Source organism: Pulveribacter suum (assembly GCF_003013695.1).
Classification (GTDB): Bacteria; Pseudomonadota; Gammaproteobacteria; order Burkholderiales; family Burkholderiaceae_C; genus Melaminivora; species Melaminivora suum.
Genome location: NZ_CP027792.1, coordinates 2,489,009 through 2,515,100, shown reverse-complemented (window position 1 = coordinate 2,515,100; position 26,092 = coordinate 2,489,009). Strand labels below are relative to the sequence as shown.

Annotated in this window: 29 protein-coding genes; 10 read left to right on the top strand and 19 right to left on the bottom strand. The window is 63.9% G+C overall.

Translation table 11 applies throughout. The features are described 5' to 3' along the window. The first annotated feature begins 153 nt into the window (after nucleotides 1-153). The 3 genes from C7H73_RS11580 (at nucleotide 154) to C7H73_RS11570 (ending at nucleotide 2,277) form a co-directional block, all read left to right on the top strand. A complete protein-coding gene (locus tag C7H73_RS11580; protein WP_106846782.1) occupies nucleotides 154-1,410 on the top strand; it encodes a tyrosine-type recombinase/integrase in 1,257 nt (418 codons plus the stop codon). A gap of 63 nt (nucleotides 1,411-1,473) precedes the next feature. Then, nucleotides 1,474-1,749, top strand: coding sequence for a hypothetical protein (locus C7H73_RS11575; RefSeq protein ID WP_044422174.1), 276 nt, complete (start codon nucleotides 1,474-1,476; stop codon nucleotides 1,747-1,749). 3 nt (nucleotides 1,750-1,752) lie between these two features. Continuing rightward, on the top strand, nucleotides 1,753-2,277 hold the full coding sequence (locus C7H73_RS11570) for a helix-turn-helix transcriptional regulator (RefSeq protein ID WP_106846781.1): 525 nt from the start codon (nucleotides 1,753-1,755) through the stop codon (nucleotides 2,275-2,277). An 8-nt stretch (nucleotides 2,278-2,285) separates the two neighbouring features. On the opposite strand, the gene C7H73_RS11565 is transcribed toward C7H73_RS11570, so the two are convergent. Further along, nucleotides 2,286-2,672 (bottom strand): helix-turn-helix transcriptional regulator, encoded by a 387-nt coding sequence (locus tag C7H73_RS11565; RefSeq protein WP_106847651.1) that lies wholly within the window; start codon nucleotides 2,670-2,672, stop codon nucleotides 2,286-2,288. A 34-nt stretch (nucleotides 2,673-2,706) separates the two neighbouring features. Between C7H73_RS11565 and C7H73_RS11560 the strand changes: the two genes are divergently transcribed. Then, nucleotides 2,707-3,819, top strand: coding sequence for a hypothetical protein (locus C7H73_RS11560; protein WP_227001335.1), 1,113 nt, complete (start codon nucleotides 2,707-2,709; stop codon nucleotides 3,817-3,819). Here C7H73_RS11560 and C7H73_RS11555 read toward each other — a convergent pair. The 18 genes from C7H73_RS11555 to C7H73_RS15580 form a co-directional block, all read right to left on the bottom strand. Next, nucleotides 3,808-4,065, bottom strand: a complete 258-nt coding sequence (locus C7H73_RS11555) for a DUF2274 domain-containing protein (RefSeq protein ID WP_106846779.1) — start codon at nucleotides 4,063-4,065, stop codon at nucleotides 3,808-3,810. The genes C7H73_RS11560 and C7H73_RS11555 overlap by 12 nt on opposite strands. Next, complete coding sequence (locus C7H73_RS11550; RefSeq protein ID WP_106846778.1) at nucleotides 4,062-5,327, bottom strand: TrbI/VirB10 family protein; 1,266 nt, start codon at nucleotides 5,325-5,327, stop codon at nucleotides 4,062-4,064. The genes C7H73_RS11555 and C7H73_RS11550 overlap by 4 nt, the downstream gene beginning before the upstream one ends. 2 nt (nucleotides 5,328-5,329) lie before the next feature. Beyond that, on the bottom strand, nucleotides 5,330-6,334 hold the full coding sequence (gene trbG, locus C7H73_RS11545; protein WP_106846777.1) for a P-type conjugative transfer protein TrbG: 1,005 nt from the start codon (nucleotides 6,332-6,334) through the stop codon (nucleotides 5,330-5,332). Continuing rightward, complete coding sequence (gene trbF, locus C7H73_RS11540; protein WP_041105451.1) at nucleotides 6,331-7,035, bottom strand: conjugal transfer protein TrbF; 705 nt, start codon at nucleotides 7,033-7,035, stop codon at nucleotides 6,331-6,333. The genes trbG and trbF overlap by 4 nt, the downstream gene beginning before the upstream one ends. A 12-nt stretch (nucleotides 7,036-7,047) precedes the next feature. Beyond that, entirely contained in the window at nucleotides 7,048-8,433 is a 1,386-nt protein-coding gene (gene trbL / locus C7H73_RS11535) for a P-type conjugative transfer protein TrbL (RefSeq protein ID WP_106846776.1), read from the bottom strand. Beyond that, on the bottom strand, nucleotides 8,430-8,750 hold the full coding sequence (locus C7H73_RS11530; RefSeq protein ID WP_106846775.1) for a hypothetical protein: 321 nt from the start codon (nucleotides 8,748-8,750) through the stop codon (nucleotides 8,430-8,432). The genes trbL and C7H73_RS11530 overlap by 4 nt, the downstream gene beginning before the upstream one ends. 12 nt (nucleotides 8,751-8,762) lie before the next feature. After that, nucleotides 8,763-9,488 carry a P-type conjugative transfer protein TrbJ gene (trbJ, locus tag C7H73_RS11525; RefSeq protein ID WP_106846774.1) on the bottom strand — a complete coding sequence of 242 codons (726 nt, stop codon included), beginning with the start codon at nucleotides 9,486-9,488 and terminating at the stop codon, nucleotides 8,763-8,765. After that, complete coding sequence (gene trbE / locus C7H73_RS11520) at nucleotides 9,485-11,938, bottom strand: conjugal transfer protein TrbE (protein ID WP_106846773.1); 2,454 nt, start codon at nucleotides 11,936-11,938, stop codon at nucleotides 9,485-9,487. The genes trbJ and trbE overlap by 4 nt, the downstream gene beginning before the upstream one ends. 9 nt (nucleotides 11,939-11,947) lie before the next feature. Continuing rightward, nucleotides 11,948-12,220 (bottom strand): VirB3 family type IV secretion system protein, encoded by a 273-nt coding sequence (locus tag C7H73_RS11515; RefSeq protein WP_033453500.1) that lies wholly within the window; start codon nucleotides 12,218-12,220, stop codon nucleotides 11,948-11,950. Beyond that, nucleotides 12,217-12,600, bottom strand: coding sequence for a TrbC/VirB2 family protein (locus C7H73_RS11510; protein WP_106846772.1), 384 nt, complete (start codon nucleotides 12,598-12,600; stop codon nucleotides 12,217-12,219). Before C7H73_RS11510 ends, C7H73_RS11515 begins: the two co-directional genes overlap by 4 nt. Beyond that, nucleotides 12,597-13,646 carry a P-type conjugative transfer ATPase TrbB gene (trbB, locus tag C7H73_RS11505; protein ID WP_106846771.1) on the bottom strand — a complete coding sequence of 350 codons (1,050 nt, stop codon included), beginning with the start codon at nucleotides 13,644-13,646 and terminating at the stop codon, nucleotides 12,597-12,599. The genes C7H73_RS11510 and trbB overlap by 4 nt, the downstream gene beginning before the upstream one ends. Continuing rightward, nucleotides 13,643-14,107 carry a ribbon-helix-helix protein, CopG family gene (locus C7H73_RS11500; protein WP_003111089.1) on the bottom strand — a complete coding sequence of 155 codons (465 nt, stop codon included), beginning with the start codon at nucleotides 14,105-14,107 and terminating at the stop codon, nucleotides 13,643-13,645. Before C7H73_RS11500 ends, trbB begins: the two co-directional genes overlap by 4 nt. Continuing rightward, nucleotides 14,104-16,110, bottom strand: a complete 2,007-nt coding sequence (locus C7H73_RS11495) for a conjugal transfer protein TraG (RefSeq protein WP_106846770.1) — start codon at nucleotides 16,108-16,110, stop codon at nucleotides 14,104-14,106. Before C7H73_RS11495 ends, C7H73_RS11500 begins: the two co-directional genes overlap by 4 nt. 216 nt (nucleotides 16,111-16,326) lie before the next feature. Further along, nucleotides 16,327-16,554 carry an EexN family lipoprotein gene (locus tag C7H73_RS11490; RefSeq protein ID WP_106847650.1) on the bottom strand — a complete coding sequence of 76 codons (228 nt, stop codon included), beginning with the start codon at nucleotides 16,552-16,554 and terminating at the stop codon, nucleotides 16,327-16,329. Between the two features lie 25 nt (nucleotides 16,555-16,579). Then, complete coding sequence (locus tag C7H73_RS11485; RefSeq protein WP_106846769.1) at nucleotides 16,580-17,494, bottom strand: LysR family transcriptional regulator; 915 nt, start codon at nucleotides 17,492-17,494, stop codon at nucleotides 16,580-16,582. Between the two features lie 79 nt (nucleotides 17,495-17,573). Continuing rightward, complete coding sequence (locus C7H73_RS11480; protein ID WP_106846768.1) at nucleotides 17,574-19,238, bottom strand: RimK family protein; 1,665 nt, start codon at nucleotides 19,236-19,238, stop codon at nucleotides 17,574-17,576. Nucleotides 19,239-19,313: 75 nt separating this feature from the next. Then, nucleotides 19,314-19,862, bottom strand: a complete 549-nt coding sequence (locus tag C7H73_RS11475) for a GNAT family N-acetyltransferase (RefSeq protein ID WP_106846767.1) — start codon at nucleotides 19,860-19,862, stop codon at nucleotides 19,314-19,316. Then, entirely contained in the window at nucleotides 19,859-20,026 is a 168-nt protein-coding gene (locus C7H73_RS15580; RefSeq protein WP_157948351.1) for a hypothetical protein, read from the bottom strand. Before C7H73_RS15580 ends, C7H73_RS11475 begins: the two co-directional genes overlap by 4 nt. Before the next feature lie 445 nt (nucleotides 20,027-20,471). On the opposite strand from C7H73_RS15580, the gene C7H73_RS15780 reads away from it, so the two are divergent. From C7H73_RS15780 to C7H73_RS11450, 6 genes are all read left to right on the top strand, one after another. Continuing rightward, the gene (locus C7H73_RS15780) at nucleotides 20,472-20,678 is read left to right on the top strand and encodes a TorF family putative porin (protein ID WP_264371562.1); all 207 of its coding nucleotides are present in this window, start codon (nucleotides 20,472-20,474) and stop codon (nucleotides 20,676-20,678) included. A gap of 153 nt (nucleotides 20,679-20,831) precedes the next feature. Beyond that, complete coding sequence (locus C7H73_RS15775; RefSeq protein WP_227001333.1) at nucleotides 20,832-21,101, top strand: hypothetical protein; 270 nt, start codon at nucleotides 20,832-20,834, stop codon at nucleotides 21,099-21,101. Nucleotides 21,102-21,157: 56 nt separating this feature from the next. Then, the gene (gene kdpA / locus C7H73_RS11465; protein ID WP_106846766.1) at nucleotides 21,158-22,882 is read left to right on the top strand and encodes a potassium-transporting ATPase subunit KdpA; all 1,725 of its coding nucleotides are present in this window, start codon (nucleotides 21,158-21,160) and stop codon (nucleotides 22,880-22,882) included. Between the two features lie 13 nt (nucleotides 22,883-22,895). Next, on the top strand, nucleotides 22,896-24,920 hold the full coding sequence (gene kdpB / locus C7H73_RS11460) for a potassium-transporting ATPase subunit KdpB (protein ID WP_106846765.1): 2,025 nt from the start codon (nucleotides 22,896-22,898) through the stop codon (nucleotides 24,918-24,920). An 11-nt stretch (nucleotides 24,921-24,931) separates the two neighbouring features. Further along, the gene (gene kdpC / locus C7H73_RS11455; protein WP_106846764.1) at nucleotides 24,932-25,606 is read left to right on the top strand and encodes a potassium-transporting ATPase subunit KdpC; all 675 of its coding nucleotides are present in this window, start codon (nucleotides 24,932-24,934) and stop codon (nucleotides 25,604-25,606) included. A gap of 13 nt (nucleotides 25,607-25,619) precedes the next feature. Further along, on the top strand, nucleotides 25,620-26,075 hold the full coding sequence (locus tag C7H73_RS11450) for a PTS sugar transporter subunit IIA (protein WP_106846763.1): 456 nt from the start codon (nucleotides 25,620-25,622) through the stop codon (nucleotides 26,073-26,075). Nucleotides 26,076-26,092 lie beyond the last annotated feature (17 nt).

The window sequence follows — 26,092 nt, the reverse complement described above, 5'->3', positions numbered from 1 at the left end:
TGACTAAGACCCTCCCGTTTACTATTGAGACCAAACCGGTCTTTGACGGTAAATGTCTCCTCTGGAAAGCTCGTTTCATGCGGCTTTCCAGGCATCAGCAGGTCTCCTGACCCCTGACGGTAAAAGCCGTCAAGAACAGGAGGAAAAACCTCGATGCTTACCGACGCCGCACTGCGTAACTTCAAGCCTAAGTCCCTGACTTACAAGGCTTCCGACCGTGACGGCATGTACGTGACGGTATCGCCCACCGGTACCGTCACCTTCCGCTACGATTACCGTCTCAACGGCCGGCGTGAAACGCTGACCATCGGCCGTTATGGGCCGGCCGGCATCTCACTGGCCTTGGCCCGCGAAAAGCTGCTCGACGCCAAGAAAGCCGTTGCCGAGGGCAGGTCCCCGGCGCACGAGAAGCAGCGCGAGAAGCGCCGGCTGACCGCTGCCAAGAATTTCGGCGACATGACTGCCCGATGGCTTGCCGACGCCAAGATGGCCGACAGCACGCGTGCGATGCGCAAGAGCATCGTTGATCGGGACATCCTGCCGGCGTTCAAGAACCGGCTGCTCAACGAAGTCAGCGCCGACGACCTGCGCGCTTTGTGCAACAAGGTGAAGGCTCGCGGCGCGCCCGCCACAGCCGTCCACGTGCGCGACATCGTGAAGCAGGTCTACGCCTTCGCCATCCTGCACGGCGAGAAGGTCGACAACCCGGCCGATGGCGTGGGCGCGGCTTCGATCGCGACCTTCGTGCCCAAGGATCGAGCGCTGTCACCAATGGAGATCCGTCTGATGTACCGGCAGATGGAATCGGTGGCCACCTATCCGACCATTCGCCTGGCGTTGCGCATGATTCTGTTGACGCTGGTACGCAAGAGCGAATTGATTGAGGCGACATGGGCCGAGGTTGATTTCGAGAACGCGACCTGGACGATCCCAAAATCACGAATGAAGGGTCGCAACCCGCACGTCGTCTATCTGTCCCGCCAAGCTGCGGACATCTTCGTTGCGCTGCACACCTGCGCAGCGGGGTCGAAGTTCGTCCTGCCGTCGCGCTACGATGCCGACCGCTGTATGTCCAAGGCGACGCTCAACCGCGTGACCCAGATCGTGTCTGAGCGCGCCAAAGCTGCCGGTTTGCCGCTAGAACCTTTCACGGTGCACGACCTGCGCCGCACCGGCTCGACGCTGCTCAACGAGGTCGGCTTCAACGGCGACTGGATCGAGAAGTGCCTGGCGCATGAAGACGGCCGTTCCTCGCGCTCGGTCTACAACAAGGCCGAATACGCCGAGCCGCGCCGCCACATGCTGCAGGAGTGGGCCAACATGGTCGATGCCTGGGTGGAGGGTGGCGCATACGCGCCCACGCTGTTGCCGAGCAATACGGTCGTGCCTGTGCTGAGCGCGTCGGTCTGAGTCACTTCACGTCAGGTTGTCAGTTGACAACCTGACGACTCATCCCCATACTGGAGACCTTGAATGGCCCGTTCCTCTCATCCAAAGAAGGAGGTCGAAGATGCGCTCAAGCATGCGGAGACGCAGGGCTGGCGCGTCACGGTCGGGGGCAGTCATGCGTGGGGCAAGATTTACTGCCCTTACAACGACGATGAGTGCCGCTGCGGCGAGTTCTGCATTACGAGCGTGTGGAGCACGCCGAAGAACCCTGGCAATCATGCCCGAGCACTGCGGCGGGTCGTGGACAACTGCACGATCCATCAGCAACGAAACGAAGCTGAATCGTCATCTGAGGACTGATCCATGGAATACACCTTCATCCTGAAGTACCAGCTCGCCGAGCACGACAGTGATCCGGATGTGCTGGTCGAGCGTCTCGGCAGCGCCGGCTGTGATGACGCCTTGGTGGGTATCGGGCAGCCGGGTCGCTTGGCGCTTGAGTTCACCCGCGAAGCTGAAAACGCGCAGGCCGCGGTGCGCAGTGCGCTGGCCGACGTGAAGCGCGCTGTCCCCTTGGCGAAGCTCGTGGAGGCGGCACCGGATTTCGTTGGGCTGACCGATGTCGCCGAATTGGTGGGCGTGTCGCGCCAAGCAATGCGTAAGGTGATGCTTTCTCATGCTGCGACTTTTCCAGCACCGGTGCACGAGGGCAGCGCCTCAATCTGGCACTTGGCCGAAGTGCTGGGCTGGCTGGAAGAGAAGGGGGGCTATTCCTTTGAGCGAAAGATGCTGGAGACCGCGCGTGCAGCGTTGGAAGTTAATTTGACCAAGGAAGTTCATCGACTGCCCGTGGCAGCGGCGCGAGAGCTCAAACTGCTGATCGCCTAGCCACATTGCTACGTCGAAGCTACATCGAGCACGGGTCGGCGCTTGCGTAGCCTGACATCCGGTCCGTTGGGCTTGGTGATAGCACCGGACCGAGAGGACTGCTTGCGAGCTTCAATCCAAGCTTCGACTTCCTCCAGATCCCAAACAACGCAGCGCGAGGTCAGATTGAATCGGCGTGGAAACTCGCCACGTTGCTCCATTCCATAGATCGTCGTGTCCGCCAAAGGGACGATCTGGTGCAAATCTTGGCGGCGAATGGTGCGGCGGAACGGGAGGGGAAGTTTGGCCGAAAACTGAGGAAGGTCTTTGTACCCATCCGTCCCCGGACGAGGAATGGATGGCTTCGGCGGCAAGGCGGTATCGCCAGCATCGGTGCAATGAACGTGAGCGAGCATGAGGGTTCCTAAGGCGCTGTGTTCGAATGGATCTATGGTGACTATCGTCAGCAATCGGAACAACTCGCTGGGGCGAAGCGGGGAGGGTGCCATCCAACTTGGCTCACAAAAATTGACCGTGAATTGTTCTGTAAGAGCAGGGTCGATCAGATTTTTTACGAAACAATTTCATGAGGCCACCTGTACTGTGATGGAGCAACCACTCAGCGCGCCGCTCAATGGGATTGCCATCGAGTTCGGCTACTACCCCAATCCCTGCGACATCGCGACCGGCCGTTTCTCCGTCCAAACGCTCCCGGACCACGAAAATAGCGTGGCCACCGTTTTCGGGGACCCCAATGCCTTCAAGGACTGGATTTATGCGGGTGCTCAGCAGCAGCGGGACTTCATGAGCGGAAACGTTCGCTCGATGCCGTACAACGCCCGGGTCTTCGGCCTGCCCAAGACCCATGTCCTGACGCTGCATAAAGGCAGGAGCCGAGAAGAGCTCGATTTCGTGGTTTGGTGTTTGTCCTTCTTTTTCGGTATGCGGCTGACGACAACGGAGGCGGGCTTTCTTGATGCGACGCCCATTAAATCTGGGGTTCTTGTTGATTTCGCCCTGGTTCGCTGCACTGTGGCTGACGTCATCGAGTTAGCGCTGGACTACCTGGACTCGGAAGGCGGCGATCCACGTGCGCCTAAGCGCGTTGCGGCTGTCATCCACGCCTTGTTCTTGGCGCAGTATCCGCATAGCCTTCCCTTCGAGCAGTTCCAATACCTTTACATGGCGCTGGACGCCTGCTTCAAGCTCGTCGTAGTCAAGGAGGCGCAAAAGCCTTCTGTGCCACATGCGGGGCGCGTCCAGTGGATGTGCGAAAAATTCGATATGCCCGTACCCGATTGGGCCAAGAGCGACAAGGCGACTCCCTCGTCGCTATCCGTCGTCCGAAACGACTCCGTTCATGAAGCCCTGTTCTTCGATGGACCGCTAGGCTTTTCGATCTACGGTGGCAACCAGCCCGCAGCAGATCCGGGCAACACCACACTGCAAATGCAGGCGATGGTGTGCCGGTTGCTGGTGGCAGTTCTTGGAAATCCGGGAATCAGCTACGTGAAGACGCCCGTCGACACTCGGCAGCGACACGCGCTTGAACTAAGGGGGTGAGTTCCGCAGCGGCGGCTTCGGGATAGCAGGGGTCGAGTCTTTCCTGAATCCCCGATCGCCCGCGATGAACGCCTCAAGCATGTGCGGGATCAGTGTCACGGCATCGACCGCCTCGCCATACGCCTGCGCATGCAGCGCCGCGTAGCGGTCAAGGTCGGCTTTCAGGCTGGCCGGGCAGGCAAAGGTCAGTTTGATGCTTTCGGTCTTGGGCAGCGGCCCGAGCCGCAGCTTCTTGGTCGTGCTCATTGCGAAGCTCCTCGATTGAAGAACAGCGGCTGGTACGGCCGCAGCACCAGATCCCGGTTGACGATGATTCGCACGGGCAGGCCAGGCCGCTCGGTCAGCGTCGGCTGGATGTTCATGTTGCGTCGGGTGATCTCCTGGCCGACCTGATTGATGCTGTCCTGGGCGCTGTCACGCCCGGCAATGACGATGCGGTTGCCGTCCTGGCGGTTCTCTGGCGCGGCCAGCTCTGCGCCGACGCCCAGCAGCGTCGTCAGCACCGCACCGGCAAAGATGCGGTTCCAGTGCCAGTCCACGTCATCCTCCAAGCCCGCGTAGCCGGCCGGGTCGGTGCCGACAAGGTTGTCGAGCGTCAGCGAGGACGTGTCGGGCAGGATGATCCGGTTCCACACCACCTGCACGCGGCTCTGTCCGTAGCTGACCTGGCTGTTGTAGCGTCCGAGGATGCGCGACCCCTGCGGAATCAGCAGGAACTTGCCGGTGGCTGTGTCATAGACCGGCTCCGTCACAGTGCCGATCACGTCGCCCGGCAAGTCCGACTTGATGCCTGTCACCAGCGCACCGGCGATCACCGTTCCGGCCATCACCTGATACGGCGACGCGGGCAGCGCCAGATTGCCGGAGTTGCGGGTTTGCGTAGAACCGGCTTTCAGGAACGCCTCTTTCTGGTCTTGCCGGTTCTGCACGGCGGTCGGGTCGGCGGGCTGGGCCGCCGTCGAGGCAGGCCCAGCAGCGAGCGGATCGAAGGCCGCAAGCGTACTTGCAGCCCCCGGCGCTGCCTGCGCGACCGTGGCGGCGGTCTGCCCTTGGCCGCCCGAGCGGAAGAACACCGACGAGGCCGCCGCCGCGTCCGCCTCCTTGCGCAAGGCATCTTCGGGATCATGGCCTGGCGGCGAATAGCCCGGCGTCACCGGCTGCTGCGAGTGGACGATGGCCGGGCCAAGATCGCCCGGCAGCGGCGGCCCCAATTCGGGCAACTTCGGCGGCAGCTTCGAGTAGTCTGCCGGCAAGCCGTCCAGCCCCTCGGATTTCGAGACGCGATCAACGTTGTAAAGCTCTGTTTGCTCGTCGGCGCTGCGCCGCTGCGGTTGCAACGACCAGATCGTAGCCCCGAGCACGGCGACCGACAGGCCGCCGACGAGGATAGCCAGCGTGCGCCGGTTCAACCGGGTCACAGCATGCGGTTGGGCGCGCAGCGTCACCGATTCGGGCGCGACCTTGCCTGCCGAGGGCGCGGCACGGTCGGGGGTGTTGTCCTGGCTCATGGTCAGTTCCTCCGCGCAACGCCGTCCGTGCGCTCGATCCGCACCATGTCGCCCTTGTCACCGCCCAGGCGCAGTTCGGCCGCGCCGAACAGCCGATCCACGATGTAGTACGGCGAGCGGAAACGGTAGTTGACCAGTTGCCCGTCGCCTTCCGGCCCGATCACGAACAGCGGCGGCAGCTCGCCTTGCGCGATGCCGGCGGGGAACTGGATATAGACCTTCTGCCCGTCGTCGAAGGCGCGCAGCGGCTTCCACGGCGGATTACTGCCGCTGACCGCGTAGCGGAAGCGCAGGTTCTCCAACGACAAGCCGGAATCCACCGGCGCGGCTGCGCTGGCCGCCTGCGCCTGGCGCTGCAAGGCCAGCATCCGGTCGCGCGGATACTCCCAGGACGCCGACGCCATCCACGTCTTTTCCGTCGAGGCCAGCTCCAACAGGTACGTCCTGCGGCTGGTGGTGATGACGAGATTGGTCTTGAGGCCCGAGCGGATCGGCTTAACGAGCACGTTCACGCGCAACTCGGCACCGCTGCCGCTGGACGTGTCGCCCACGATCCAGCGCACGGTATCTCCGGCGGCGACCGTCACCAGCTCCTCGCCCGGCTGGAGCGAAACCACGGTCACGCGGCCCACGGCCGCATAGACCTGATACAGCGCGCCGTCGGTGAACGGCCAGACTTGAATCGCGTTGACGTAGCCCTCGCGCGTGGGCGCGACGCGGGCCTCGGCATTGGCGCGCGAGACGCGCACCTTCTCGTCTGCCGGCTCCGGCGCAGGTTTGGCGTCCTCGGCTTCGGACAACGGCTTCAACTGCGCCGGCATCGGCAGCACCTCGGGCACGGCCACCACCTCCACCGGCGCGGGCGGCTCGGGCAGCGGCTGTGCCCGCACCGGCTCATCGAGCGAGATGGTTGGCGGCGGCTTGCCCTGCGAGGCGCAGCCCGTGAACAGAGCAGTAGATGCAAGCAGGATCACCGGCAAAGCGGAATTACGGAAAAGATCATTCATGGCTTGGCTCCTTCGGAAGAATCCAGTTCGCGGCTCCACGACAGGCCGTTGACGTAGATGCCCAGGGGGTTCTTGCGCAGGCGTTCTTCGGTGCGTGGCGGCTGGAGCACGATGGACACCACGGCCGTCCACCTCTCCAGGCCCGCCGCGGCGCCGTTGACGTAGCGGCGCTCCGTCCAGCGCACGTTGAAAGACGTATCGCTGGCGCGCACGACACTGGTGATCTGCACCGTCACCGACTCCTTGCCGATGCGCGCGAACGGATCGTTGACCCGTGCGTGGTCGTTGAGCACGGCCGCGCCCTTGTCGGTCGTGTAGTCGTAGGCGTCGAGCCAGTTCTGGCGGACGACGATGGGGTCGATGGACAGCGAGCGCACCAGCGTCACGAAGCGCGCGATGTGGTGCGCGGTCTGCGCATCGTTGGGCCGATACGGCGTGGCGGCTTCGCCCACGGCGCGTACCTGGCCAGCGTTGTCCACCTCCACGACGTAAGGCGTCACGATGGACTGTGCCGAGCGCCATACCAGGCCGCCAGCCATCAGCAGCGCGAGCGTCAGGCAGCCAAAGGCCATCAGGCGCCAGTTCTTCGCCTGCACGCGCGGCGAGCCGATGCGCTCGTCCCACACCTGGCCTGCAGCTTGGTACGGCGTAGCAGGCTGCGGCGTGTCGGCATAGCGCACCTGCGGTTTCTTGAATCGCATGGTCAGTTCTCCTTATGAATCGGAATCGCGCAGGCTCGGGCCTTGGCCGGAGCCTCCGCCATCGCCGCTGCGCAGCGTGTGCGCGGCGGTGGTCGCGGCGTGGGTGAGTTGCTCGCGGCGATGCAGCCGCTTGGCCCAGGCGGGTTGCGCGTTGGCTGCGCCGGAAGTGGCTTCGCCTGCTGCGGCCTGGCCGGACGCCCCGGCTCCGCCGGCTGTCGCGCCAGGGTCAGCGGCCGGGCCATTCCAGCCAGCGCGGAATGGAGCTGCCATTCGCTGCCCGGCAGCGGAAGCACGCGACGCAGCCGCGCGTCCGGCCGACTGCGCGCCTGTCTTGGCGACATTGCCCAGGCCCGCCATCGCGCCCTTCGCGCCGCCGCCTGCGGCGGCGGAACCGGCCTGAAACGCCGACTTCGCACTGCTGGCCGCCGACGTGGCGGCGCGCGCTCCGCTACCGGCCAGCTTTGCGGCAGCCGGGGCCATGCGCGCGCCAGCAGCCACGGCGCCACCCACGCCCGTCGCAGCGGCGCCGATGGCGACAGCCGTGCCGGCAGCGCCGACAGCAGCGCCGGCCATTGCGCCCGCGCCGAGTTGCGGCGCACCGGACACGAGGCCCGTGGCGATGCCGGGGCCGAAGATCCCGAGCGCCAGCAAGGTGAGCGAGGCCAGCATGATGACCAGCGCGTGGTCGATGGACGGCTCGGCGGGATGGACTTGGAACTGAGCGAACAGGCCCGAGCCGATACCGACGATCACGGCCAGCACCAGAACCTTGACGCCGGAGGCCACCACGTTGCCCAAGACCTTTTCGGCGAGGAACGCGGTCTTGTTCCAGAGCGCGAATGGCACCAGCACGAATCCGGCGAGCGTAGTCAGCTTGAACTCGATCAGCGTGATGAACAGTTGGATCGCCAGTACGAAGAAGCACAAGACCACGACCAGCCATGCGAGGAACATCACCACGATGGGATCGAGGTTCACGAACACTTCGGGAAAGCCCGCCATCTCGCCGATCTGCTCCAGAATCGGCGCCCCGGCGTCGATGCCGGTTTTCGCCAGCCGGCCCGGCCGCAAGAAGTTCTCCATCGTGATGGCCGAGCCGGTGGCGGTGATGCCCAATCCCGCAAACGAGCGGAACACGATGCTGGCCAGCCAGTTGAAGTTATTGATGATGTAGGCGAAGGCACCGACGTAGAGCACCTTGCGCAGCAGCTTGGCGATCACGTCCTCGCCCTGGCCGGTGGCATGGCTCATGGCCCAATACAGGCCGGCGATCGTCATGTCGATGACGATCAGCGTGGCCGTGAGGAACGCCACTTCGCCCCGCAGCAGCCCGAAACCCGAGTCGATATAAGCGGCAAAGGTGTTGAGGAACTGGTCGATGATGGTCACGTCATTCATGGCGTGTCCTCCGGTTCGGCGGGAACGGCCGGCGCCATGCCATCGGCCGGTTCCTCGAAGCTCGGCGGGATCGGCGGCAGGTCGGCCAGCGTCTGGTATTCATCCGGCCCGGCCTCGCCGGAAAAGAAGCGCCGCCGGAAGGCTTCGGCGGCGGCACGGCAAGCGTCCTCGCCCGTGGCCTGCCGGTCGGCCGCGCCTTGCGCGCGCAATTCCTTCAGCCGCACGGGATCAGCGGCCAGGGCATCGGCAAGGTTGTCGGCCGGCTGCTTGCCGCAAGCGGCCAGCAGCGCGGCACACAGGACGAGGACGCATCGCATGGCGGCCTCCCTTCAGTTGCCGTAGAAGTTCACGGACTGCGGCGTGTACGGCGTGCCTTCGCCCATGAAACGCCGGCGCACCTCGCGGGCGCGCTCGGTGGCCGCCGCCTGCCGCGCCAGCTCAAGCGACGCCGCCCGGTCCTGCGTGATCTGGAGCCGCTGCGACTGGATCGACTGCTTGGCCTGCAAGGCCAGCAACTGGTTCATGGCCTGCATCGCTTGCAGCGCGCCTACGGCCGACTGGCTCCTGCCCACGAGGTCGGCCAGCACGCTTTCGTCTTCGCCCAGGTTCTGCGACACCTGGGCCTGCATCCGCATGGTGGTCTGCAAGCCATTGAGCGTGTTGCGCCAACGCTCCTGCGCGTCGCGATACATCTGGTCGCCGCTCACGGTGGCGGCGTACTGCTCGGGATACAGGCGTGCGAACTCCCGATCGAGGTTCGTCACGTCGTAGGCCAAGCCGCGAGCCTGGGCGATCAGCCGCTCGGTCGTCGCCAGATTGGCGCGCAACTGGTTCACCACGCTGGACGGCAGGCTGGCGAGGTTGCGCGCCTGGTTCATCAGCATCTGCGCTTCGTTCTGAAGCTGCTGGATCTGGTTGTTGATCTGCTCCAGCGTGCGGATAGCGGTCAGCGTGTTCTGCACGAGGTTCGTGGGGTCGATCACAACCCATTGCGCATGGGCGGTGGCGGTGCAAAGCATGGCCGCGATGGCGGCGGCGATAAGACGCTTCTTCATGGCAGGTTCTCCAGGAGTTGGTCAGCGAGGGAACCCGGCGCAAGGCCGGGGAACGAGGGCAGCAGGTCGGCCGCCCAATCGAGGCCGCGATGGCGCAGCCAGGCGCCCGCGAAGCCGGGCACGCCGGCGTCCAGCAGCACGCGGTCTATATCGCGCTGGTCTTGCGGCGTGGACGCGCCCGCGAAGGCCAGCACCGCCGGCCCCAGGTCGAGGTCGAACAGGCGGTTGCCGAGACGGGATTGGTAGTAGTAGTCGCGCTTGGGCTGTGCGGTGGCGACGATTTCGATCTGACGCCTGTTGAGGCCGAAGCCCTCGTAGATCGTGCGAATCTGCGGCTCGGTCGCCTGCGGGTTGGCGAGGAAAATTCGGCTCGCGCAGCTCTCGATGATCGCGGGCGCGATGCTCGAATCCTTGATGTCCGCGAGCGACTGCGTGGCGAAGATGACGCTGACGTTTCGTTTGCGCAGCGTCTTGAGCCACTGGCGAATGCGTGCCGCGAACACCGGGTCATCCAAGAACAGCCACGCTTCATCAAGGATCAGCAGCGTGGGCGCACCATCGAAGCGTTCATCGAAACGCGCAAAGAGGTAATGCAGCACGGCCATGACGGCGGCCTTGCTGTGCATCAGTTCCTCCATCTCGAAGCACTGCACGTCGGCCATGCCCAGCCGGTCACGGTCGGCGTCCAGCAGCTTGCCGTGGGCACCGCCGAGCACATAAGGCGACAGCGCCTGCCGCAGCGTGTTCGATTGCAGCAGCACGGAAAGCCCCGTCATCGTGCGCTGCTCCACCGGCGCACCGGCGAGACTGCCCAGCGCCGACCAAATAGCCGCCTTCTCGTCGGGGCCGACTGCTACGCCTTCGTGCAGCAAGCGGCCTTCGATCCATTCGGCGGCCCAGGTGCGGTAGCCCTCGCGGTCGATGCGTGCCAGTGGCTGGAAGGCGATTTCGCCATCCATCCCGAGGTCGTAGTGCTCGCCACCCAGCCCGAGGATCGTGGCTCGCATCGAGCGCCCCATGTCGAAGGCGAAGATGCGTGAGCCGCGATAGCGGCGGAACTGCATCGCCAGCGTGGCGAGCAAGACCGACTTGCCCATGCCGGTCGGGCCGGCGACCAGCGTATGGCCCACGTCGCCGATGTGCGTCACCAGCCGGAACGGCGTCGCGCCATCGGTGCGCGTGATGATCAGCGGCGGGCCGTCGAGATGGTCATTCTTCTCCGGCCCGGCCCATACCGCCGACACCGGGATCATGTGCGCCAGGTTCAGCGTCGAGACGATGGGCTGACGCACGTTGGCGTAGGCGTTGCCCGGAATGGACGACAGCCATGCATCCACGGCGTTGAGCGTTTCGGGAATGGTGACGAAGCCCCGGCCCTGGATGGCACGCTCCACCATGCGCAGCTTCTCGTCGGCTGCGCCGGCGTCCTCGTCCATGACGGTGACGGTCGCGGTCAGGTAGCCGAAGGCGACTTGATCGCTGCCCAGCTCCTGCAAGGCAGCATCCGCGTCCGCCGCCTTGTTGTTCGCGTCGGTGTCGACCAGCGGGCTTTCCTGCTGGAAGATCGTTTCGCGCAGCAGCGCGATGACGTTCTTGCGCTTGGCGAACCACTGGCGGCGCAGGCGCCCCAACTCTCGTTCCGCCTCGGATTTTTCGAGGCACAGAAAGCGCGTACTCCAGCGGTACCCAAATCCCAGGCGGTTGAGGTCGTCCAGAATTCCCGGCCAGGTCGAGGTCGGGAAACCGCGCACCGACACCACGCGCAGGTGCTGGTCGCCCAGCATGGGCGCCAGGCCACCGACCAGCGGCGAGTCGGCCAGCAGCGCGTCGATGTGGAACGGCACTTCGGGCACGCCGACGCGGTAGCGCCGTGTCGAGATGGTCGCGTGTAGGTAGGTCAGCGTCTGGCTGTCGTCCAGCCAGGCGATCTCCGGCATCACGCCGTCGAGCAGGTCGAAGACGCGATCCGTTTCCGCGATGAAGGCCTGCAGCCGCTCGCGCCAGTCCACGCCGGTCGTCGGCGTGTTCTCGTAGAGCATCTTGGCTGCACGGGCGCGGGATTCTTCCGGCGGCAGGTACACCAGCGTCAGGTGATAGCTGCTCTCGAAGTCGTTGCCCGATTCCTCGAAGGTGGCTCGTCGTTCCTCCTCCACGAGCCACGAAAGCGGCTCGGGAAACTCCGAGTGCGGATAGTCGGCCGCAGGCCGGCGATCGGCTTCGATGAATAGCGCCCAGCCCGATCCCATGCGGCGCAGCGCATTGTTCAACCGCGCCGACGTGGCGACCAGCTCGCCTTGCGTCGCGCTGTCGAGGTCAGGCCCGCGAAACCGAGCCGTGCGCTGGAAACTGCCATCCTTGTTCAAGACGACACCCGGCGCGACCAGCCCGGCCCAAGGCAGCCAGTCGGCCAGCAAGGCCGGGCGCTGGCGGTATTCGGCAAGGTTCAGCATGGCATCCCCTCACACGTCCAGCAGCGGGCGGTGCTTGATGTGCCGCGCGAACACGGCCATGAACTGCGGATCGACGCGCGCACCCCACACCGCCAGCGAATGACCGACGATCCAGAGCACCACGCCAGGAATCCACAGTTGCAGGCCCAGGCCGACAGCGGCGGCCAGCGTGCCGTTGGCGATCGCCACGGTGCGCGGCGCACCGCCCAGCAGGATCGGCTCGGTCAGCGAGCGATGCAGCGGCACCTCGAAGCCGGCCGCGAAGGTGTCCGGGGCACTCATACGACGGCGCCGCCGGAGAAGCTGAAGAACGACAGGAAGAAGCTCGAAGCCGCGAAGGCAATGGACAGACCGAAGACGATCTGGATCAGCTTGCGGAAGCCGCCGGACGTGTCGCCGAAGGCGAGCGCAAGGCCGGTGGCAATGATGATGATGACCGCGACGATGCGTGCCACCGGCCCTTGAATCGACTCCAGAATCGACTGCAAAGGGCCTTCCCACGGCATCGAGGAACCGGCGGCCTGCGCGGTTCCGGCCAGAAGCAGCAACAGCGCGGCGAGCAGCAGCCCTTGCCCCGCAGGGCGGGCCAGGCAGCGCAGCCGCACAAGACGCAAAGCCGGATTCGCAGAAAAACGGAAAGCAGGAATGGTCATCTGCGTCATGGCAGTTCTCCAAGTGAGTGAGGGGATGGGGAAGTCGCCGCAGCGGGTGCGGCATCGGGAAGTGGCGGCAGCTCGGGAAACGGCGTTTCCAGTGCGTCCGCCAGTTGGTAGCCCACGCCGTCGAAGCCGACGACGCGGGCGATGTTCTCGATGTGGCGCTTGCGCCCGCGCCCGGCGATGTGGATCACCACGTTGACCGCCTCGGCGATCAGCGCACGGGGCGGATTCACCGCCACTTCGAGAATCAGTTGCTCCAGGCGCAGCAGCGCGCCGAGCGCGGAGCCGGCATGGATCGTGGCGATGCCGCCGGGATGGCCGGTGCCCCACACCTTGATGAGATCCAGCGCCTCGGCGCCGCGCACTTCGCCAACGACGACGCGATCAGGCCGCAGGCGCATGGACGAGCGCACCAGCTCGGTCATCGACACCACGCCTGCGCGCGTGCGCAGCGGAACGTGGTCGCGCGCCGCGCATTGCAGCTCCACCGTGTCTTCGAGCACCAGCACGCGGTCGCCCGTGGCGGCGATCTCGGCCAGCAGCGCATTGGCGAGCGTGGTCTTGCCGCTGCTGGTGGCGCCGGCGATCAGGACGTTCTGCCGTTCGCGCACGGCACAAACGAGAAAGCCCGCCTGCGCGTTGGTCATCATCCCGTCGATGACGTACCGCTCCAGCGGAATCACACCGATGGCGCGCTTGCGCAGCGCGAAGGCCGGCCCCGGCGCGGCAGGTGGCAAGATGCCCTCGAATCGTTCGCCCGTTTCGGGCAGCTCGGCGGACAGCAGCGGTTGCCCGCGATGGACTTCTGAGCCGACGTGGGCCGCGACCAGGCGGATGATTCGCTCGCCGTCCGTCTCGGGCAGTTCCACGCCCATCGGCGCGCGCCCACTGGAAAGCCGATCCACCCAAAGGGTGCGATCAGGATTCAGCATCACCTCCACCACGTCCGGGTCTTCCAGCGCGGCGGCGATCAGTGGCCCCATCGCCGTGCGCAGCATCTGGATGCGGCGGTCGAGCGAGGTGGTGAAGGATGAAGGCGCGGCGCTCATGAAGCACGCTCCTGCGCTTGCGCGGCTGCCGCCGCGTCCTCCATCCGCATCGGATCGGGATGCAGTTCCTCCACCACGTCACGCACCAAGCTGCGGCCCCGCAGCAGGTGGCGACCAAGCTGCTCGGTGAACTGCTCGAAGCGCGCTTTGCCCTGCGCGCGTGCCGCGTCTTGATGCGCCTCGGGAACCGGCGTACTCACGGTCAGGTAGTAGCGAATGAACAGCGCCAGCGTTTCGATGGCGATGTTCTGGTCGCGCTCCATGCGCTCGGCCTGGCGCGATAGGCGATCCAGCCGCTTGGCGATGGCCGCCTCGCGCTGGTCGGCGGCATCGGGCGACAGCCACGATGCGAGTGCCGCCGCGACGATGGACGACTTGGACACGCCTTTCTTGGCGGCCAGCTCGTCGAGCCGCTTAGCGTGCTCGGGCTGGATAAAGAGGTTCAGGCGGTAGTGGCTCATAGCTCGATTCCGTCGTTGGGGTCGAGGGAAGCCAGCCGGGCCGTGCGCTGCATGGCTGGATCGAGCTGGCGAGGAAGGGGAAGCGGCAAGTCGTCGTCATCGAGCAGCCCAAAGTCGGCTGCGGGCGCGCCCAGTTCGGGGTCGTAAGCGACGGTGTCGGAAAGCTCGGGTTGACGGCGCGGGCCGCCGTCGTCGGCCGAACCAAAATTCTCCAGGCCATCGGCGGCTGCCGTGGCTGGTGCGGCGGGCACAGCAGGAATCGCCAGCCCGCTCCAGTCGTCGGCGCGGGCCGGCGGCGCGTCGGCGTACTGCCCATCCGCCAGCGTGGGCGGTGGTAGCACGCGCAGCTTGAAATTGGCGTCCGCGTAGTAGCGCAACTTCTTCGCCTTGATCGGTGCCACGCTGGACACCATCACCACAGCCTCGTCAGGCGGAAGCTGCATCACCTCGCCCGGCGTCAGCAGCGGGCGGGCTGTCTCCTGGCGCGACACCATGAGGTGGCCCAGCCACGGAGCCAGCCGGTGGCCTGCGTAATTGCGCTGGGCGCGCAGCTCGGTCGCGGTGCCCAACGTCTCGGAAATGCGCTTGGCGGTGCGTTCGTCATTCGTCGCAAACGTCACGCGCACATGGCAGTTGTCCAGAATCGAATGGTTCTGGCCGTAGGCTTTGTCGATCTGGTTGAGCGACTGCGCGATGAGGAAACTGCGGATGCCGTAGCCCGCCATGAAGGCCAGTGCCGTCTCGAAGAAGTCCAGCCGCCCGAGTGCTGGGAACTCGTCGAGCATCAGCAGCAGTTTGTGGCGGCGCTTTATGCCGTCGGAGCCGTCGAGCGATTCCGTCAGTCGCCGCCCGATCTGGTTGAGGATCAGGCGAATGAGGGGCTTCGTCCGTGAAATGTCCGAAGGCGGCACCATCAGATACAGCGACACCGGATGCTCGGCCGCGATCAGGTCGGCGATGCGCCAATCGCAGCGCGAGGTGACTTCGGCCACCGTCGGGTCGCGGTACAGGCCGAGGAACGACATGGCGGTGCTCAACACGCCAGAACGCTCGTTGTCCGATTTGTTGAGAACTTCGCGCGCCGCCGAAGCGACGACAGGATGCGGGCCATCGCCCAGGTGGGGCGTGGTCATCATCCGATGCAAAGTCAGCTCGAACGGGCTGGCCGGGTCGGAGAGGAAGTTGGCGACGCCGCGCAAGGTCTTGTCTTCGCCCGCGTAGAGCACATGCAGGATGGCCCCGACCAGCAGCGCGTGGCTGGTCTTCTCCCAATGGTTGCGCTTCTCCAGCGCACCTTCGGGATCGACCAGGATGTCCGCGATGTTCTGCACATCGCGCACCTCATGCGCGCCGCGCCGAACCTCCAGCAGCGGGTTGTAGGCGGCCGACTTCGCATCGGTCGGGTTGAACAGCAGGCAGTGGCTGAATCGGCTGCGCAAGCCGGCGGTGATCTGCCAGTTCTCGCCCTTGATGTCGTGGATGACGGCCGAGGCCGGCCAGGACAGGAGCGTCGGCACCACCAGGCCGACACCTTTGCCCGAGCGCGTGGGCGCGAAGGTCAGGACGTGTTCTGGGCCTTCGTGACGGAGGTACTGCCGATCATGCTGGCCCAGGAACACGCCGGCAGGCTGCGTGAGGCCGGCCTTGCGAATGTCATCCGCGTTCGCCCAGCGGGCCGATCCGTAGGTCGTGACAAGGCGAGATTGACGCGAGCGCCAGATCGACATGCCGATGGCGACCACCACCGCCAGCAAGCCGCTGCCGCCTGCGATGGCGCCACCGGTATCGAACACGCGCGGCGCGTAGGCGTCGAAGAAGAACCACCATTCAAACAGCTTCCACGGGTGGTAGATCGGCGTGCCTAGAAGATCGAACCAGGGCGAGCCAAGGCGTACTTGATAACCAAGGGCCGCTGCTGTCCATTGTGTGGCGCCCCACACTCCGGCGATCACGATGCCGAATACGACGGCGATCTGACCGAACAGCACGTTCGTCCCTTGCATAACTCAGCCTCCGATCACGGCACACGGAGGTGCCGCAGCACTGAGGATCAAGGCGTGCGTGCAGGCTGGTCAAAGGCCGTTATGGCGGCAATTCAGGCCAAAAAAGCAAGATTTCTTGCAGGGGCGAAAGCAATAAGAACGCCGCGAACGCGAGCGCGTTGCGGCGTGATGAGGTCACAGTGAGAACCTTGTCGCTGCGAAGCGACTGCAAGGGGATTACTTGGATTTCTGCTCAGGCCTATCACCGAAGAATCTCCGCTTGGCGGCTTCGGCCGCGCGCAAACAAAGCTCGTCGCCGACCTTCGTTCGGTCTTCCTTGCACAGCCGCTGAATCTCCTTAATGCGCTCGGGATTGGCCACCAGCGTGTCGACGGTTTCCGAAGGTTGAGAAGGGCCGCATGCGGTCAGCGCGACGGCCAGCATCAGCAGCATTGTCTTATTCATGGTTCTAGTCCTTTCGTCGGGCCGGTCAGGAGTCCTCGGCGGTGTCGAGGCCATCCGCTGAATCAATAAAGGCCACTCGTTCAATGAATCGAGCCAACATCTCGGATGGCTCCGCATCGCGGCGTAGCAGATAAGTCGTGAGCATGTGTGGCTTGCCTGCCATGCGGCGGGCGACGACGCCTGGCTCGCGGCTAGAAGCGATGTGTGCCTCGCCCGCCAGGCCCAAGGCCAAGCCAGCGGAAACCAAAGTCATCATCACATCGAAGGTTGCCACGCGCTGCGCGATCAGCGGCTCCTGTTCGAGTCTGCGTAGGAAGCGATCAACTTGTCGCGCGTGGCCTTCGCAGACAGCCGGGTCACCAAGCGCCAATGGATAGCGCAGCACTTCCTTGAGTGGAACCTGCTTGAAGGCGAGTACGGGATGACGGGCCGGAACGGCAATCATCAATTCGTCCTCCCATGCAGGAGTGATCACGATGCCATCACCGGCCTCTTCTGCCATCGAGAATCCTGCGTCGTACAAATCGCCATGAAGTCCCTTGATCTGTTGGTCCAATGGCACCTCGAAAAGTCGGATCTCTACCTCGGGATCTTCTTCACGGCTTCGCGCCAGCAGTGCCGGAAGGCGCGATGGCGTTATGCCGTCGGATAGGGCAATGCGCAGTTGTCCTTGAAACCCATTCGCCGCGGATTTGACACTGTCGCGTGCCTGCTCTAATGCCGCGAAGACACGCGGAACATGCTCCAGGAACAACCGTCCTGCGCGCGTCAGTTGTGTGTTCCGAGTAGTACGCAGGAACAAGCATGCACCAAGTTCCTCCTCTAGCTCTTTGATGCTCCGAGACAGGGGTGACTGATCGATGTGCAACCGTTCGGCTGCACGTGCAAAGTGCAACTCTTCTGCCACGGCGAGGAAGCAACGAAGGTGGCGAAATTCCATTCCATTTCCCTGTCCAAAATGATTTCTGTTATTTACAACGTGCCGGAATGAGTTCCCCGCCGCATATCATTCGTGGCTTCTATGAGGTTATTACCTGATTTTTAGGAAAATGGCTTATTTCGGCTATGGCTCTGATTTTCTGTGCGCACCCCTCAGAAGCCACGACCTCATAGTTTGATGAGTTGATATTCATTGCTGATTTGACCCCAATCTGATTCGAATTGTGGGATGTGTGACTTTCATCAGGCGATGCCGTACCAGAATGCATAGAAATGTTGTGTCGCTTTTCAAAGCGTCGAAGAAGATAAAACAAAATCTTTCGATAGACCTCGATACCTTCATGAGCGTCTTCCATCCCCATATCGATATTGGGGTTGTCGTTGATCTCGATCACGAATGACTTCTCGCCATTGGCTTTGATGTCGATTCCGTAGAGCCCATCCCCGATCAGCTTTGCCGACGTGCACGCCAGTTCCAGCACGGATGTCGGCACGTCAACTAGCGCGACCGCTTCGACTTGGCCCTCCTGGAATTTCCCGTTTTCGGCATGCTTGATGATTTGCCAGTGATCCTTGCACATGTGGTAACGCGCGGCAAAAAGAGGCGTTCCATTGAGGACGCCGATTCGCCAGTCAAACGGCGTGTACATAAACTCCTGAGCAAGAATGACGTCTGACTCCTTGAGCATTTCCCGTGCTATGTCGACCAACTGCATTGCGTCCTCCGCCTTCTTGACGCTGAGGCTGAAGGCGCCATCGGGAACCTTGAGAACGACCGGATATGGCAACAACCTGGCGGCGCTGGTCAGGCTATGTTTGCTCAAGAGAAACGTCTGAGGTGTGGGAACATTGTGGCCTTGGAGCAATTCGGCCAAAAAGGCCTTGTTGGTGCAGCGCAGGATCGATGATGAGTCGTCGATCACCGGCATGTTCGCCATCTCCGCCTTGCGTGCGAACTGGAAGGTGTGATGGGATACGGCGGTGGTCTCTCGGATGAACAAGGCGTCGAATTGGGTCAGTCGCGAGAGGTCTTTTTTCTCGATCAATTCGACCGAGATGTCCATGGACTCACCAATCTCCACGATCTTGGCCAAAGTCTTTTGATTCGACGGTGGTAATGGGTCTTTGGGATCGTGCAGGACGGCCAGGGCCATGCGATAGGTGCGGGGACGGGGCGCGGGATTCCAGGTGCGACGGGTGAATTTCGCAAGGCCCCGCACAAGAATAGCGTCCTGCTCGGGGCTGATATCGGTCGGCTTGAGCGGATGGATGGCCGACACCTCCCACACATCCGATTTGGCTGCCCGTTCCACCTCGATCTCCAGCAGCGGGCACTGGAACATCTCGAAGCTCTTGCGCGCCAGGGTGGCGAGCTGCGGGTCTTCGATCTCGCCGAAGAAGACGTGGAGAGTCAGACTTCGAACCGATCGCGGCATCTCTTTCAGAGGACTCACCAGCGAGTTGAGCATTGGCAGCATGGCGGACTGCGGCCTACGTCGCGCCAACTCCAGAATCGTTTCGACGCTCGGAGTGACACGGTCTCCGCGCGCCTCAGCCAGAAGGGAGCAGTAATAGCCTACGCTCAAGTAGCTATAACTGCGGCACAGGTTGATGATTTTTCGCGGGCGACTTCGTATTCGAGGTCCGTCAGCGAGAAAGTGCTCAGCGGTGACGACCTCTATGTCGGGATCGCTCCACCGAAAGTCCGATGCCTTCTCGATGATGATGAGATGGTCCGAGTTCAATTGAGACTCCTAGAAATGCGGGCTATGGAAACGCGCCGCCAGCGGCAGGCTTCAATCAAGTGGTGCGATCCGACGTCACACTGCCTCTGTGAAAGGCTCATCATCTTGGTCCCTTCGCCCGCGCGAAGAATGCACGCCCGTAACCGCGTGTCCTGCCTCGGCAGTGCAGCGAGGCAGTGAGCGGCAAAATCGGATCGCAGCCTTGCCATCGGCATAGTAGTTGTCAACAGGGCGACCGAAGGACTGGAAGCCCAGTGAATGGAAGAGCTCGTGCGCTCGCAGATTGTCTATCCGGCTTTCAAGCCGGATCTGCTTGCAGCCAAGTTGTTCCGCGACGCGAAGCGAGTCGACGGCGAGTGCGCGGCCCACGCCCATACCCCGATATCCGCCCTTGACGGCGATCGAATACAGGCGCGCAATAGAAGAGCGTTTGCGTAGCAGGACGACGGCTGAGCCCGCGACCGCAGAACCGAAGCTGGCGATCAGCACGACAGCCGAAGCACTCTTGAGCAGCGAGAGCCAACTACGCTTGGAAATTCGATCCGAAGCGAACGCTTGCTGCTCAAGCTCAAGGAGTTGTTGAAGGTCCTGGTGGTCGCCTGGACGCAGCTGGATGCTGCTCATTGTCCTTGCGAGCGACGCGAACGGCGACGGCGCAGGTCGGGCAGGCTGACAAGCAGCCAGGCAATGAGCATCGGAATCACCAAAGCCAAAAATGCCAGCAAGATATGGAGCAATTCACTCACCTTGAGACCTCTTCGAAGCGGCCGTTTTTCGACGGTCGCCATGCCAAGCAAGCGCACTGTCAAGCAAGCGAAATAACGTCACGAAGCCGCCGACGACGATAAAGATGAAAACGATGTCCTGGAGAAACTGGGGCATTTAGCAAAGGCCAAGGCCATATTCGCTCTTGGGAAACGATACGACGGAATGTGCTGCGTGGTCGTAAATTCAGCATAAATTCCAGCGCACTCGCGCACTCGCGCACTCGCGCATCCGCGGGCTGCGGAGGCAAGTGCGCGGCCGTGCCGTTGGCTATCACTTCCACTGCGGCCCCAGGGATCGCTGCAAATTTACGCATAAGTTATGACGGCGCTTGGCATCCGAGCGAATACTTCTGCGTGGCAATTTCGCCATTCGATCGCGAAGAACAATATGCGCCTCAATTCTTTCAAATCCATCGTGGGCGCTGCTGCGGTGTGCGGCGGCGCTGTTGTCGCTGTATGGCCATCCGTGGCATCGGCACAGCTCACCGGCAACCTGACTCTGACCTCGGACTACGTGTGGAGAGGGTCTTCGCAGACACGCGAGAGGCCCGCCATCCAGGGCGGCATCAAGTACGCCCACGAGTCGGGCCTCTACGCATCCGTCTGGGGCTCCAACGTCAAGTTCAAGCCGGACAACGGCGCCACCAGTGAGTTCGACATCGCGCTGGGCTGAAGCGGCAAGCTCGCGCAGGACTGGGCCCTGGATGTCTACTACCTGCGCTACCAATACCCCGGCTCGGACATCGACCTGAACTGGAACGAGGTCAACGCTGCAGTGACCTGGCGCGACAACTACTGGCTCGCAGTGGGTCACTCTACGAACGCAATGGCCAGCAAAACCAGCGGCACCTACGCGCTGATTGGCGCGCGCTATCCGATCAACGACCGGTGGCGGGTGGAAGGCACGCTGGCCCGCTACTTCCTCGACAGCGCCTACGCGGACAGCTACACGCACGGCTCCGTCGGCGTCGTGTGGGCCTTCAAGGCGCCGTTCGAAGCGCGCTTGACGCTGCACGGCACCGACTCAGCGGCTAAGCGGCTGTTCCCCAGCATGGCGGGAACGCGCGCAGAGCTGGCGCTGCAGGCCTCGTTCTGATTGGGTTTCGATGGCCCTGTTCCCTTATCCCAACGGCATCCACGGAGTTCCCCACCATGGCTGAGTCTCTTCTGCTTCTCATTCTGCTCATCGCGCTCGGCTGGCCGTTCGGGCGCTATCTGGCCGCGGTCATGCGCGGCGCGCCGATGCGCAGTGACGCGCTGTTCGGCTGGATCGAGCGGCCGATCTACGCCGCGCTAGGCACGCGGCCCCAGGTGGGCATGAGCTGGCGCGGCTACGCCGGCGCCTTCCTGCTGTCCAACCTGCTGCTGGCCATCGTGGTCTGGCTCATCTTCATGACCCAGGCCTGGCTCCCGCTCAACCCGGACGGCGTGCCCAACATGAGCTGGGACCTCGCGCTGCACACCATGGTGTCGTTCCTCACGAACACCAACCAGCAGCACTACTCGGGTCAGGCACAGCTGTCCTACCTGTCGCAGATGACGGGCATCGTCGGGCTGCAGGTGATCACGCCTGTGATGGGGCTGGCAATGGTCGCGGCCACCCTGCGCGGGCTTTTCGGCGGCCGCCAGGCCATGGATCGTGGCGAAGGCGTGACGGCCGCGCCAGCTGACGTGATCGATGTCGGCAACTACTGGGCCGACGTGGTCCGCACCACGCTTCGCTTTGTGCTCCCGCTGTGTCTGGTGTGGTCGGCACTGCTGACCTGGCAGGGCGTACCGGCCACGCTGGCAGCCGGTCCCGTCGCAACCCCCATTGAGGCCACGGCCGAATTCAAGGAACAGAAGATCCCGCTGGGCCCGGTCGCGCCCATGGTCGCCATCAAGCAGCTCGGCAGCAACGGGGGTGGCTGGTATGGCCCCAACAGCTCGGTGCCGCTGGAGAACCCCACACCTCTGTCGAACTTCCTGGAAACCCTGGCGATCTGCCTGATTCCGGTGAGCATCATTTTCATGATCGCGCCGTTCACGGGCCGCCGGAAGTTCGGCGCCATGGTGTTCGGCACGATGCTGGCCATGTCCGTGGTGTCCGTAGGTCTGTCCCTGTGGTCGGAGGGCCATTCCGCCACTGCGGCCGACATCGCCCTGATGGAGGGCAAGGAAGTCCGGCTCGGTGCCGACGCCTCCGCCCTGTGGGCATCCGTGACCACCCAGGTGAACAACGGTTCAGTCAATTCGATGCTGGACTCCACCGCGCCACTGACCGGCATGGTGTCGATGGTCAACATGTTGATTAACTCCATCTGGGGCGGCGTGGGTTGCGGGTTGCAGCAGTTCATCGTCTATCTGCTGTTGTCTGTTTTCCTCGCCGGCCTCATGACCGGCCGTACGCCGGAGCTTTTCGGGCGCAAGATCGAGGGCCCAGAGGTCAAGCTTCTGGCTATTCTGGTGCTGTGGCAGCCGCTTGTCATCCTGGGCTTCACCGCCGTGACGCTGGCAGTGCCCAGCCTGACCGGCAACTCCAACCCGGGCTTCCACGGTATCAGCCAGGTGTTCTACGAGTACGTCTCGGCCTTTGCCAACAATGGCTCCGGCTTCGAGGGGCTGGGCGACGCCACGATGTGGTGGAACGTCAGCTGCGCCATCGTGCTGGCCGCCGGTCGGTTCCCCGCCTTGGTGATTCCGCTGGCCATCGCCGCGATGCTGGCTGCCAAGCGCCGCGCCCCCGAGGGCTCGGGCACGCTCGCGGTCGAAACGCCGACCTTCGCCCTGACGCTGATCGGCATCGTCATCATCCTCACGCTGCTGCAGTTCATGCCGGTCCTGGTCCTGGGTCCCATCGCCGACCACCTGGCGCTGACACAACTGCTCGCCCGCTGAAAGGGAGTCTCACATGACCACTACAAATACTCAAACGCCGGTGGACGCGGACCGGGGCCTGGTGCCCGCGCTCATCGAATCCTTCAAGAAGCTGGCTCCCCAGCATGCCTTTAAAAACCCGGTGATGGCCGTGGTGTGGCTCGGCACGCTGGTTACCGCCGCTGCGACTATCGCGGGCTGGACCAGCACGGGCTTTGGCTGGGCAGTGACCCTCATCCTGCTCATCACCGTCGTATTCGCGAACTTCGCCGAATCCGTGGCGGAGGCACGCGGGCGAGGCCAGGCGGCTTCGCTGCGCCGCGCACGCAAGGACCTCGTGGCGCGTCGCCTGGACAAGTCGGGCCGCGAAACGAGCGTCCCTGCCGCGGACCTGCGCCCGGACGACCGGGTCGTGGTGGAAGAGGGCCAATTGATTCCCGCCGACGGAGAGATCGTCGAGGGCCTGGCGACTATCAACGAGGCGGCGGTCACAGGTGAATCGGCCCCCGTGCTGCGCGAAGCCGGCACTGATCGTTCCGGCGTAATCGGCGGCACCAAGGTGCTGTCCGACCGGATCGTTGTGCGTGTCACGGCCGAACCGGGCAACAGCTTCCTAGACCGGATGATCGCACTGGTCGAAGGATCGAACCGCCAAAAAACGCCCAACGAGATCGCCCTGGGCATCGTACTCGCGGTGATGACACTAACCTTCCTGATCGTGGTCGTCACCTTGCCCTTCATCAGCGGCTTCGTGGACGTGCAGGTCAACGTCGTACTGCTGGTGGCGCTGCTGGTCTGCCTGATCCCCACGACCATCGGTGGCCTGCTGCCGGCCATCGGGATCGCTGGCATGAACCGTGCGCTGCAAGCCAACGTACTGGCCAAATCGGGCAAGGCCGTTGAGGTAGCCGGTGACGTAGATGTGCTGCTGCTGGACAAGACCGGCACCATCACCTACGGCGATCGCCAGGCGACCGCGTTCCACGCGCTGGCCACCGTGGATGCCTCGCAGTTGCGCCAGGCCGCCCTGCTGGCCTCGCTGGCCGACCCCACGCCCGAAGGCAAGTCCATCGTGAAGCTTGCCCGCGAAAAGGGCGAGAAGCTCGTCGATCCGGAATATGCGCACTTCGTCCCCTTCACCGCGCAAACGCGCATGTCCGGGGTGGACCTGCCGGACGAGCGCGTGATCCGCAAGGGCGCCATCGATGCCATCAGCAGCCATGTCAAGGCGCTCGACGGGCGAGTGCCTGCCGAATTGCAGGCGCGCGTGGACGCTGTGGCGCGCAAGGGCGCGACGCCGTTGGTGGTGAGCGACGGCCGCCACATCCTCGGCGTGATCGAGCTGTCCGACGTCATCAAGCGGGGCATCAAGGAGCGCTTCGCACGCCTGCGCGAGATGGGCGTGAAGACCGTGATGATCACCGGCGACAACAAGCTCACGGCAGCCAGCATCGCCGCCGACGCTGGCATGGACGACTACATCGCCGAAGCCAAACCCGAAGACAAACTTGCGCGCATCCGCGCCGAGCAGGCGGGCGGGCGCCTGGTGGCCATGGTCGGCGACGGCACCAACGACGCGCCAGCACTGGCCCAGGCCGACGTGGGTTTGGCGATGAACTCCGGTACTCAGGCCGCCAAGGAGGCCGGCAACATGGTCGACCTGGACTCCGACCCGGCCAAGCTGCTGGCGATCGTCGAGATCGGCAAGCAGCAACTGATCACACGCGGCGCGCTGACCACCTTCTCGCTGGCCAACGACGTCTCCAAGTACTTCGCCATCCTGCCGGCGTTGTTCGCCGCGGCGATCCCGTCGATGGCAGCGCTCAACGTCATGAACCTGTCAAGCCCGTCGAGCGCGGTGCTGTCGGCGCTGATCTTCAACGCGATCATCATCCCGGCGCTGATCCCGCTGGCGCTGCGCGGCGTGCGCTTCAAGCCCGCCAGCGCGACCCACCTACTGCGCAACAACATGCTGATCTACGGCGTGGGGGGCATCCTGCTGCCTTTCATCGCGATCAAGCTGATCGACGTCGTGCTGGCGGCCCTGTTCAACCTGTGAGGAGTTCTTCCATGACCATGACTGCATCCCTGGCCGCTAACGCGCGCAATGCCGGCGCGGCCACTCCCCCGGTAATGGACCGGGGCGCCTGGCGCGGTGCCATCGGGCTGACGATCCTGTCCCTTGCCGGCTTCGGCTTTCTCTATTCGCTCGCCGGGGTGGGCGTGGGGCAGGCGCTGTTCCCGCGGACGGCCAACGGCAGCGTGATCGAGCGTGACGGCAAAGTGATTGGCTCCGAGTTGGTGGCCCAGCCTTTCGCGGGCGACAGGTACTTCCAACCGCGCCCTTCGGCTGCCGGCTACAACCCCATGGCCCTGGCCGGCAGCAACCAGGCGCGGACCAATCCGGACCTGCGCAAGCGCCTGGAAGAGGCGCGCTTGGCCGTGGCCAAGCGCGAAGGCGTCGATCCCTCGGCCGTGCCAGGTGACCTGATCACCCAGTCCGGTGGCGGCATCGACCCGCACGTCAGTCCGGAGAGCGCAGCCATCCAGGTCGCGCGCGTGTCCCGCGCGCGAGGCCTCGGCCCCGAGATCGTGCAAAAAATCGTGGCAGAGCATACCCAGGACAGGCAACTCGGCGTGCTGGGCGGCCCCCGCGTCAACGTCCTGACCCTGAACCTGGCTCTGGACAAGTTGGCGACCGCTGCTCAGCCCGCCGCTGCAGCCACCTCGGCTGTAGGCCAGTGAGAGGCTTAATCGCATGAGCGCGCTGAGCCAGTACTTGGAGGCCAGGGACATTCTTTTGAATGTTCAGGCAACAAGCAAACTGCAGCTGTTCGAGATAATCGGCAAGCACATGATGACGGCACACGGGGTGCCAGCCGACTCCGTGGCCTCATCTCTGCAGCGACGGGAACTCGCAGGTTCGACCGCTCTAGGCAACGGCGTGGCCATCCCGCATGCGCGGGTGAAGGAACTGGAGCGCATCCGTCTCGTCTATGCGCGCCTGGCCCCGGCACTGGACTTCGACACGCCCGACAGTCAGGCGGTGTCCGACGTTGTGGCGCTGATGGTCCCGGCTCCAGCGACCCAGGACCATCTGGATGTCCTGGCCCATGTGGCGTCCCTGTTCTCGGATCAGAACTTCAGAGAGGTTTTGCACGCGTGCCTGGATCCGATCCAAGTCAAAGAAGTCTTCGAGCGTTGGCCGCGTTGAATTGGAAGCGTCCACGC

What these genes read in the sequence shown, in the direction of transcription:
- trbF (WP_041105451.1), bottom strand. Translation starts at nt 7,035, where the DNA reads ATGCGATTCAAGAAACCGCAGGTGCGCTATGCCGACACGCCGCAGCCT.
- trbJ (WP_106846774.1), bottom strand. Translation starts at nt 9,488, where the DNA reads ATGAAGAAGCGTCTTATCGCCGCCGCCATCGCGGCCATGCTTTGCACC.
- C7H73_RS11515 (WP_033453500.1), bottom strand. Translation starts at nt 12,220, where the DNA reads ATGAGTGCCCCGGACACCTTCGCGGCCGGCTTCGAGGTGCCGCTGCAT.
- trbB (WP_106846771.1), bottom strand. Translation starts at nt 13,646, where the DNA reads ATGAGCGCCGCGCCTTCATCCTTCACCACCTCGCTCGACCGCCGCATC.
- kdpA (WP_106846766.1), top strand. Translation starts at nt 21,158, where the DNA reads ATGGCTGAGTCTCTTCTGCTTCTCATTCTGCTCATCGCGCTCGGCTGG.
- C7H73_RS11475 (WP_106846767.1), bottom strand. Translation starts at nt 19,862, where the DNA reads ATGAGCAGCATCCAGCTGCGTCCAGGCGACCACCAGGACCTTCAACAA.
- C7H73_RS11565 (WP_106847651.1), bottom strand. Translation starts at nt 2,672, where the DNA reads ATGCTCGCTCACGTTCATTGCACCGATGCTGGCGATACCGCCTTGCCG.
- C7H73_RS11580 (WP_106846782.1), top strand. Translation starts at nt 154, where the DNA reads ATGCTTACCGACGCCGCACTGCGTAACTTCAAGCCTAAGTCCCTGACT.
- kdpC (WP_106846764.1), top strand. Translation starts at nt 24,932, where the DNA reads ATGACCATGACTGCATCCCTGGCCGCTAACGCGCGCAATGCCGGCGCG.
- C7H73_RS15580 (WP_157948351.1), bottom strand. Translation starts at nt 20,026, where the DNA reads ATGGCGACCGTCGAAAAACGGCCGCTTCGAAGAGGTCTCAAGGTGAGT.
- C7H73_RS11550 (WP_106846778.1), bottom strand. Translation starts at nt 5,327, where the DNA reads ATGAGCCAGGACAACACCCCCGACCGTGCCGCGCCCTCGGCAGGCAAG.
- C7H73_RS15775 (WP_227001333.1), top strand. Translation starts at nt 20,832, where the DNA reads ATGGCCAGCAAAACCAGCGGCACCTACGCGCTGATTGGCGCGCGCTAT.
- C7H73_RS11500 (WP_003111089.1), bottom strand. Translation starts at nt 14,107, where the DNA reads ATGAGCCACTACCGCCTGAACCTCTTTATCCAGCCCGAGCACGCTAAG.
- C7H73_RS11555 (WP_106846779.1), bottom strand. Translation starts at nt 4,065, where the DNA reads ATGAGCACGACCAAGAAGCTGCGGCTCGGGCCGCTGCCCAAGACCGAA.
- C7H73_RS11490 (WP_106847650.1), bottom strand. Translation starts at nt 16,554, where the DNA reads ATGAATAAGACAATGCTGCTGATGCTGGCCGTCGCGCTGACCGCATGC.
- C7H73_RS11530 (WP_106846775.1), bottom strand. Translation starts at nt 8,750, where the DNA reads ATGCGATGCGTCCTCGTCCTGTGTGCCGCGCTGCTGGCCGCTTGCGGC.
- C7H73_RS11495 (WP_106846770.1), bottom strand. Translation starts at nt 16,110, where the DNA reads ATGCAAGGGACGAACGTGCTGTTCGGTCAGATCGCCGTCGTATTCGGC.
- C7H73_RS11485 (WP_106846769.1), bottom strand. Translation starts at nt 17,494, where the DNA reads ATGGAATTTCGCCACCTTCGTTGCTTCCTCGCCGTGGCAGAAGAGTTG.
- C7H73_RS11575 (WP_044422174.1), top strand. Translation starts at nt 1,474, where the DNA reads ATGGCCCGTTCCTCTCATCCAAAGAAGGAGGTCGAAGATGCGCTCAAG.
- trbE (WP_106846773.1), bottom strand. Translation starts at nt 11,938, where the DNA reads ATGCTGAACCTTGCCGAATACCGCCAGCGCCCGGCCTTGCTGGCCGAC.
- trbG (WP_106846777.1), bottom strand. Translation starts at nt 6,334, where the DNA reads ATGAATGATCTTTTCCGTAATTCCGCTTTGCCGGTGATCCTGCTTGCA.
- kdpB (WP_106846765.1), top strand. Translation starts at nt 22,896, where the DNA reads ATGACCACTACAAATACTCAAACGCCGGTGGACGCGGACCGGGGCCTG.
- C7H73_RS11510 (WP_106846772.1), bottom strand. Translation starts at nt 12,600, where the DNA reads ATGACGCAGATGACCATTCCTGCTTTCCGTTTTTCTGCGAATCCGGCT.
- C7H73_RS11570 (WP_106846781.1), top strand. Translation starts at nt 1,753, where the DNA reads ATGGAATACACCTTCATCCTGAAGTACCAGCTCGCCGAGCACGACAGT.
- trbL (WP_106846776.1), bottom strand. Translation starts at nt 8,433, where the DNA reads ATGAATGACGTGACCATCATCGACCAGTTCCTCAACACCTTTGCCGCT.
- C7H73_RS11560 (WP_227001335.1), top strand. Translation starts at nt 2,707, where the DNA reads ATGGTGACTATCGTCAGCAATCGGAACAACTCGCTGGGGCGAAGCGGG.
- C7H73_RS11450 (WP_106846763.1), top strand. Translation starts at nt 25,620, where the DNA reads ATGAGCGCGCTGAGCCAGTACTTGGAGGCCAGGGACATTCTTTTGAAT.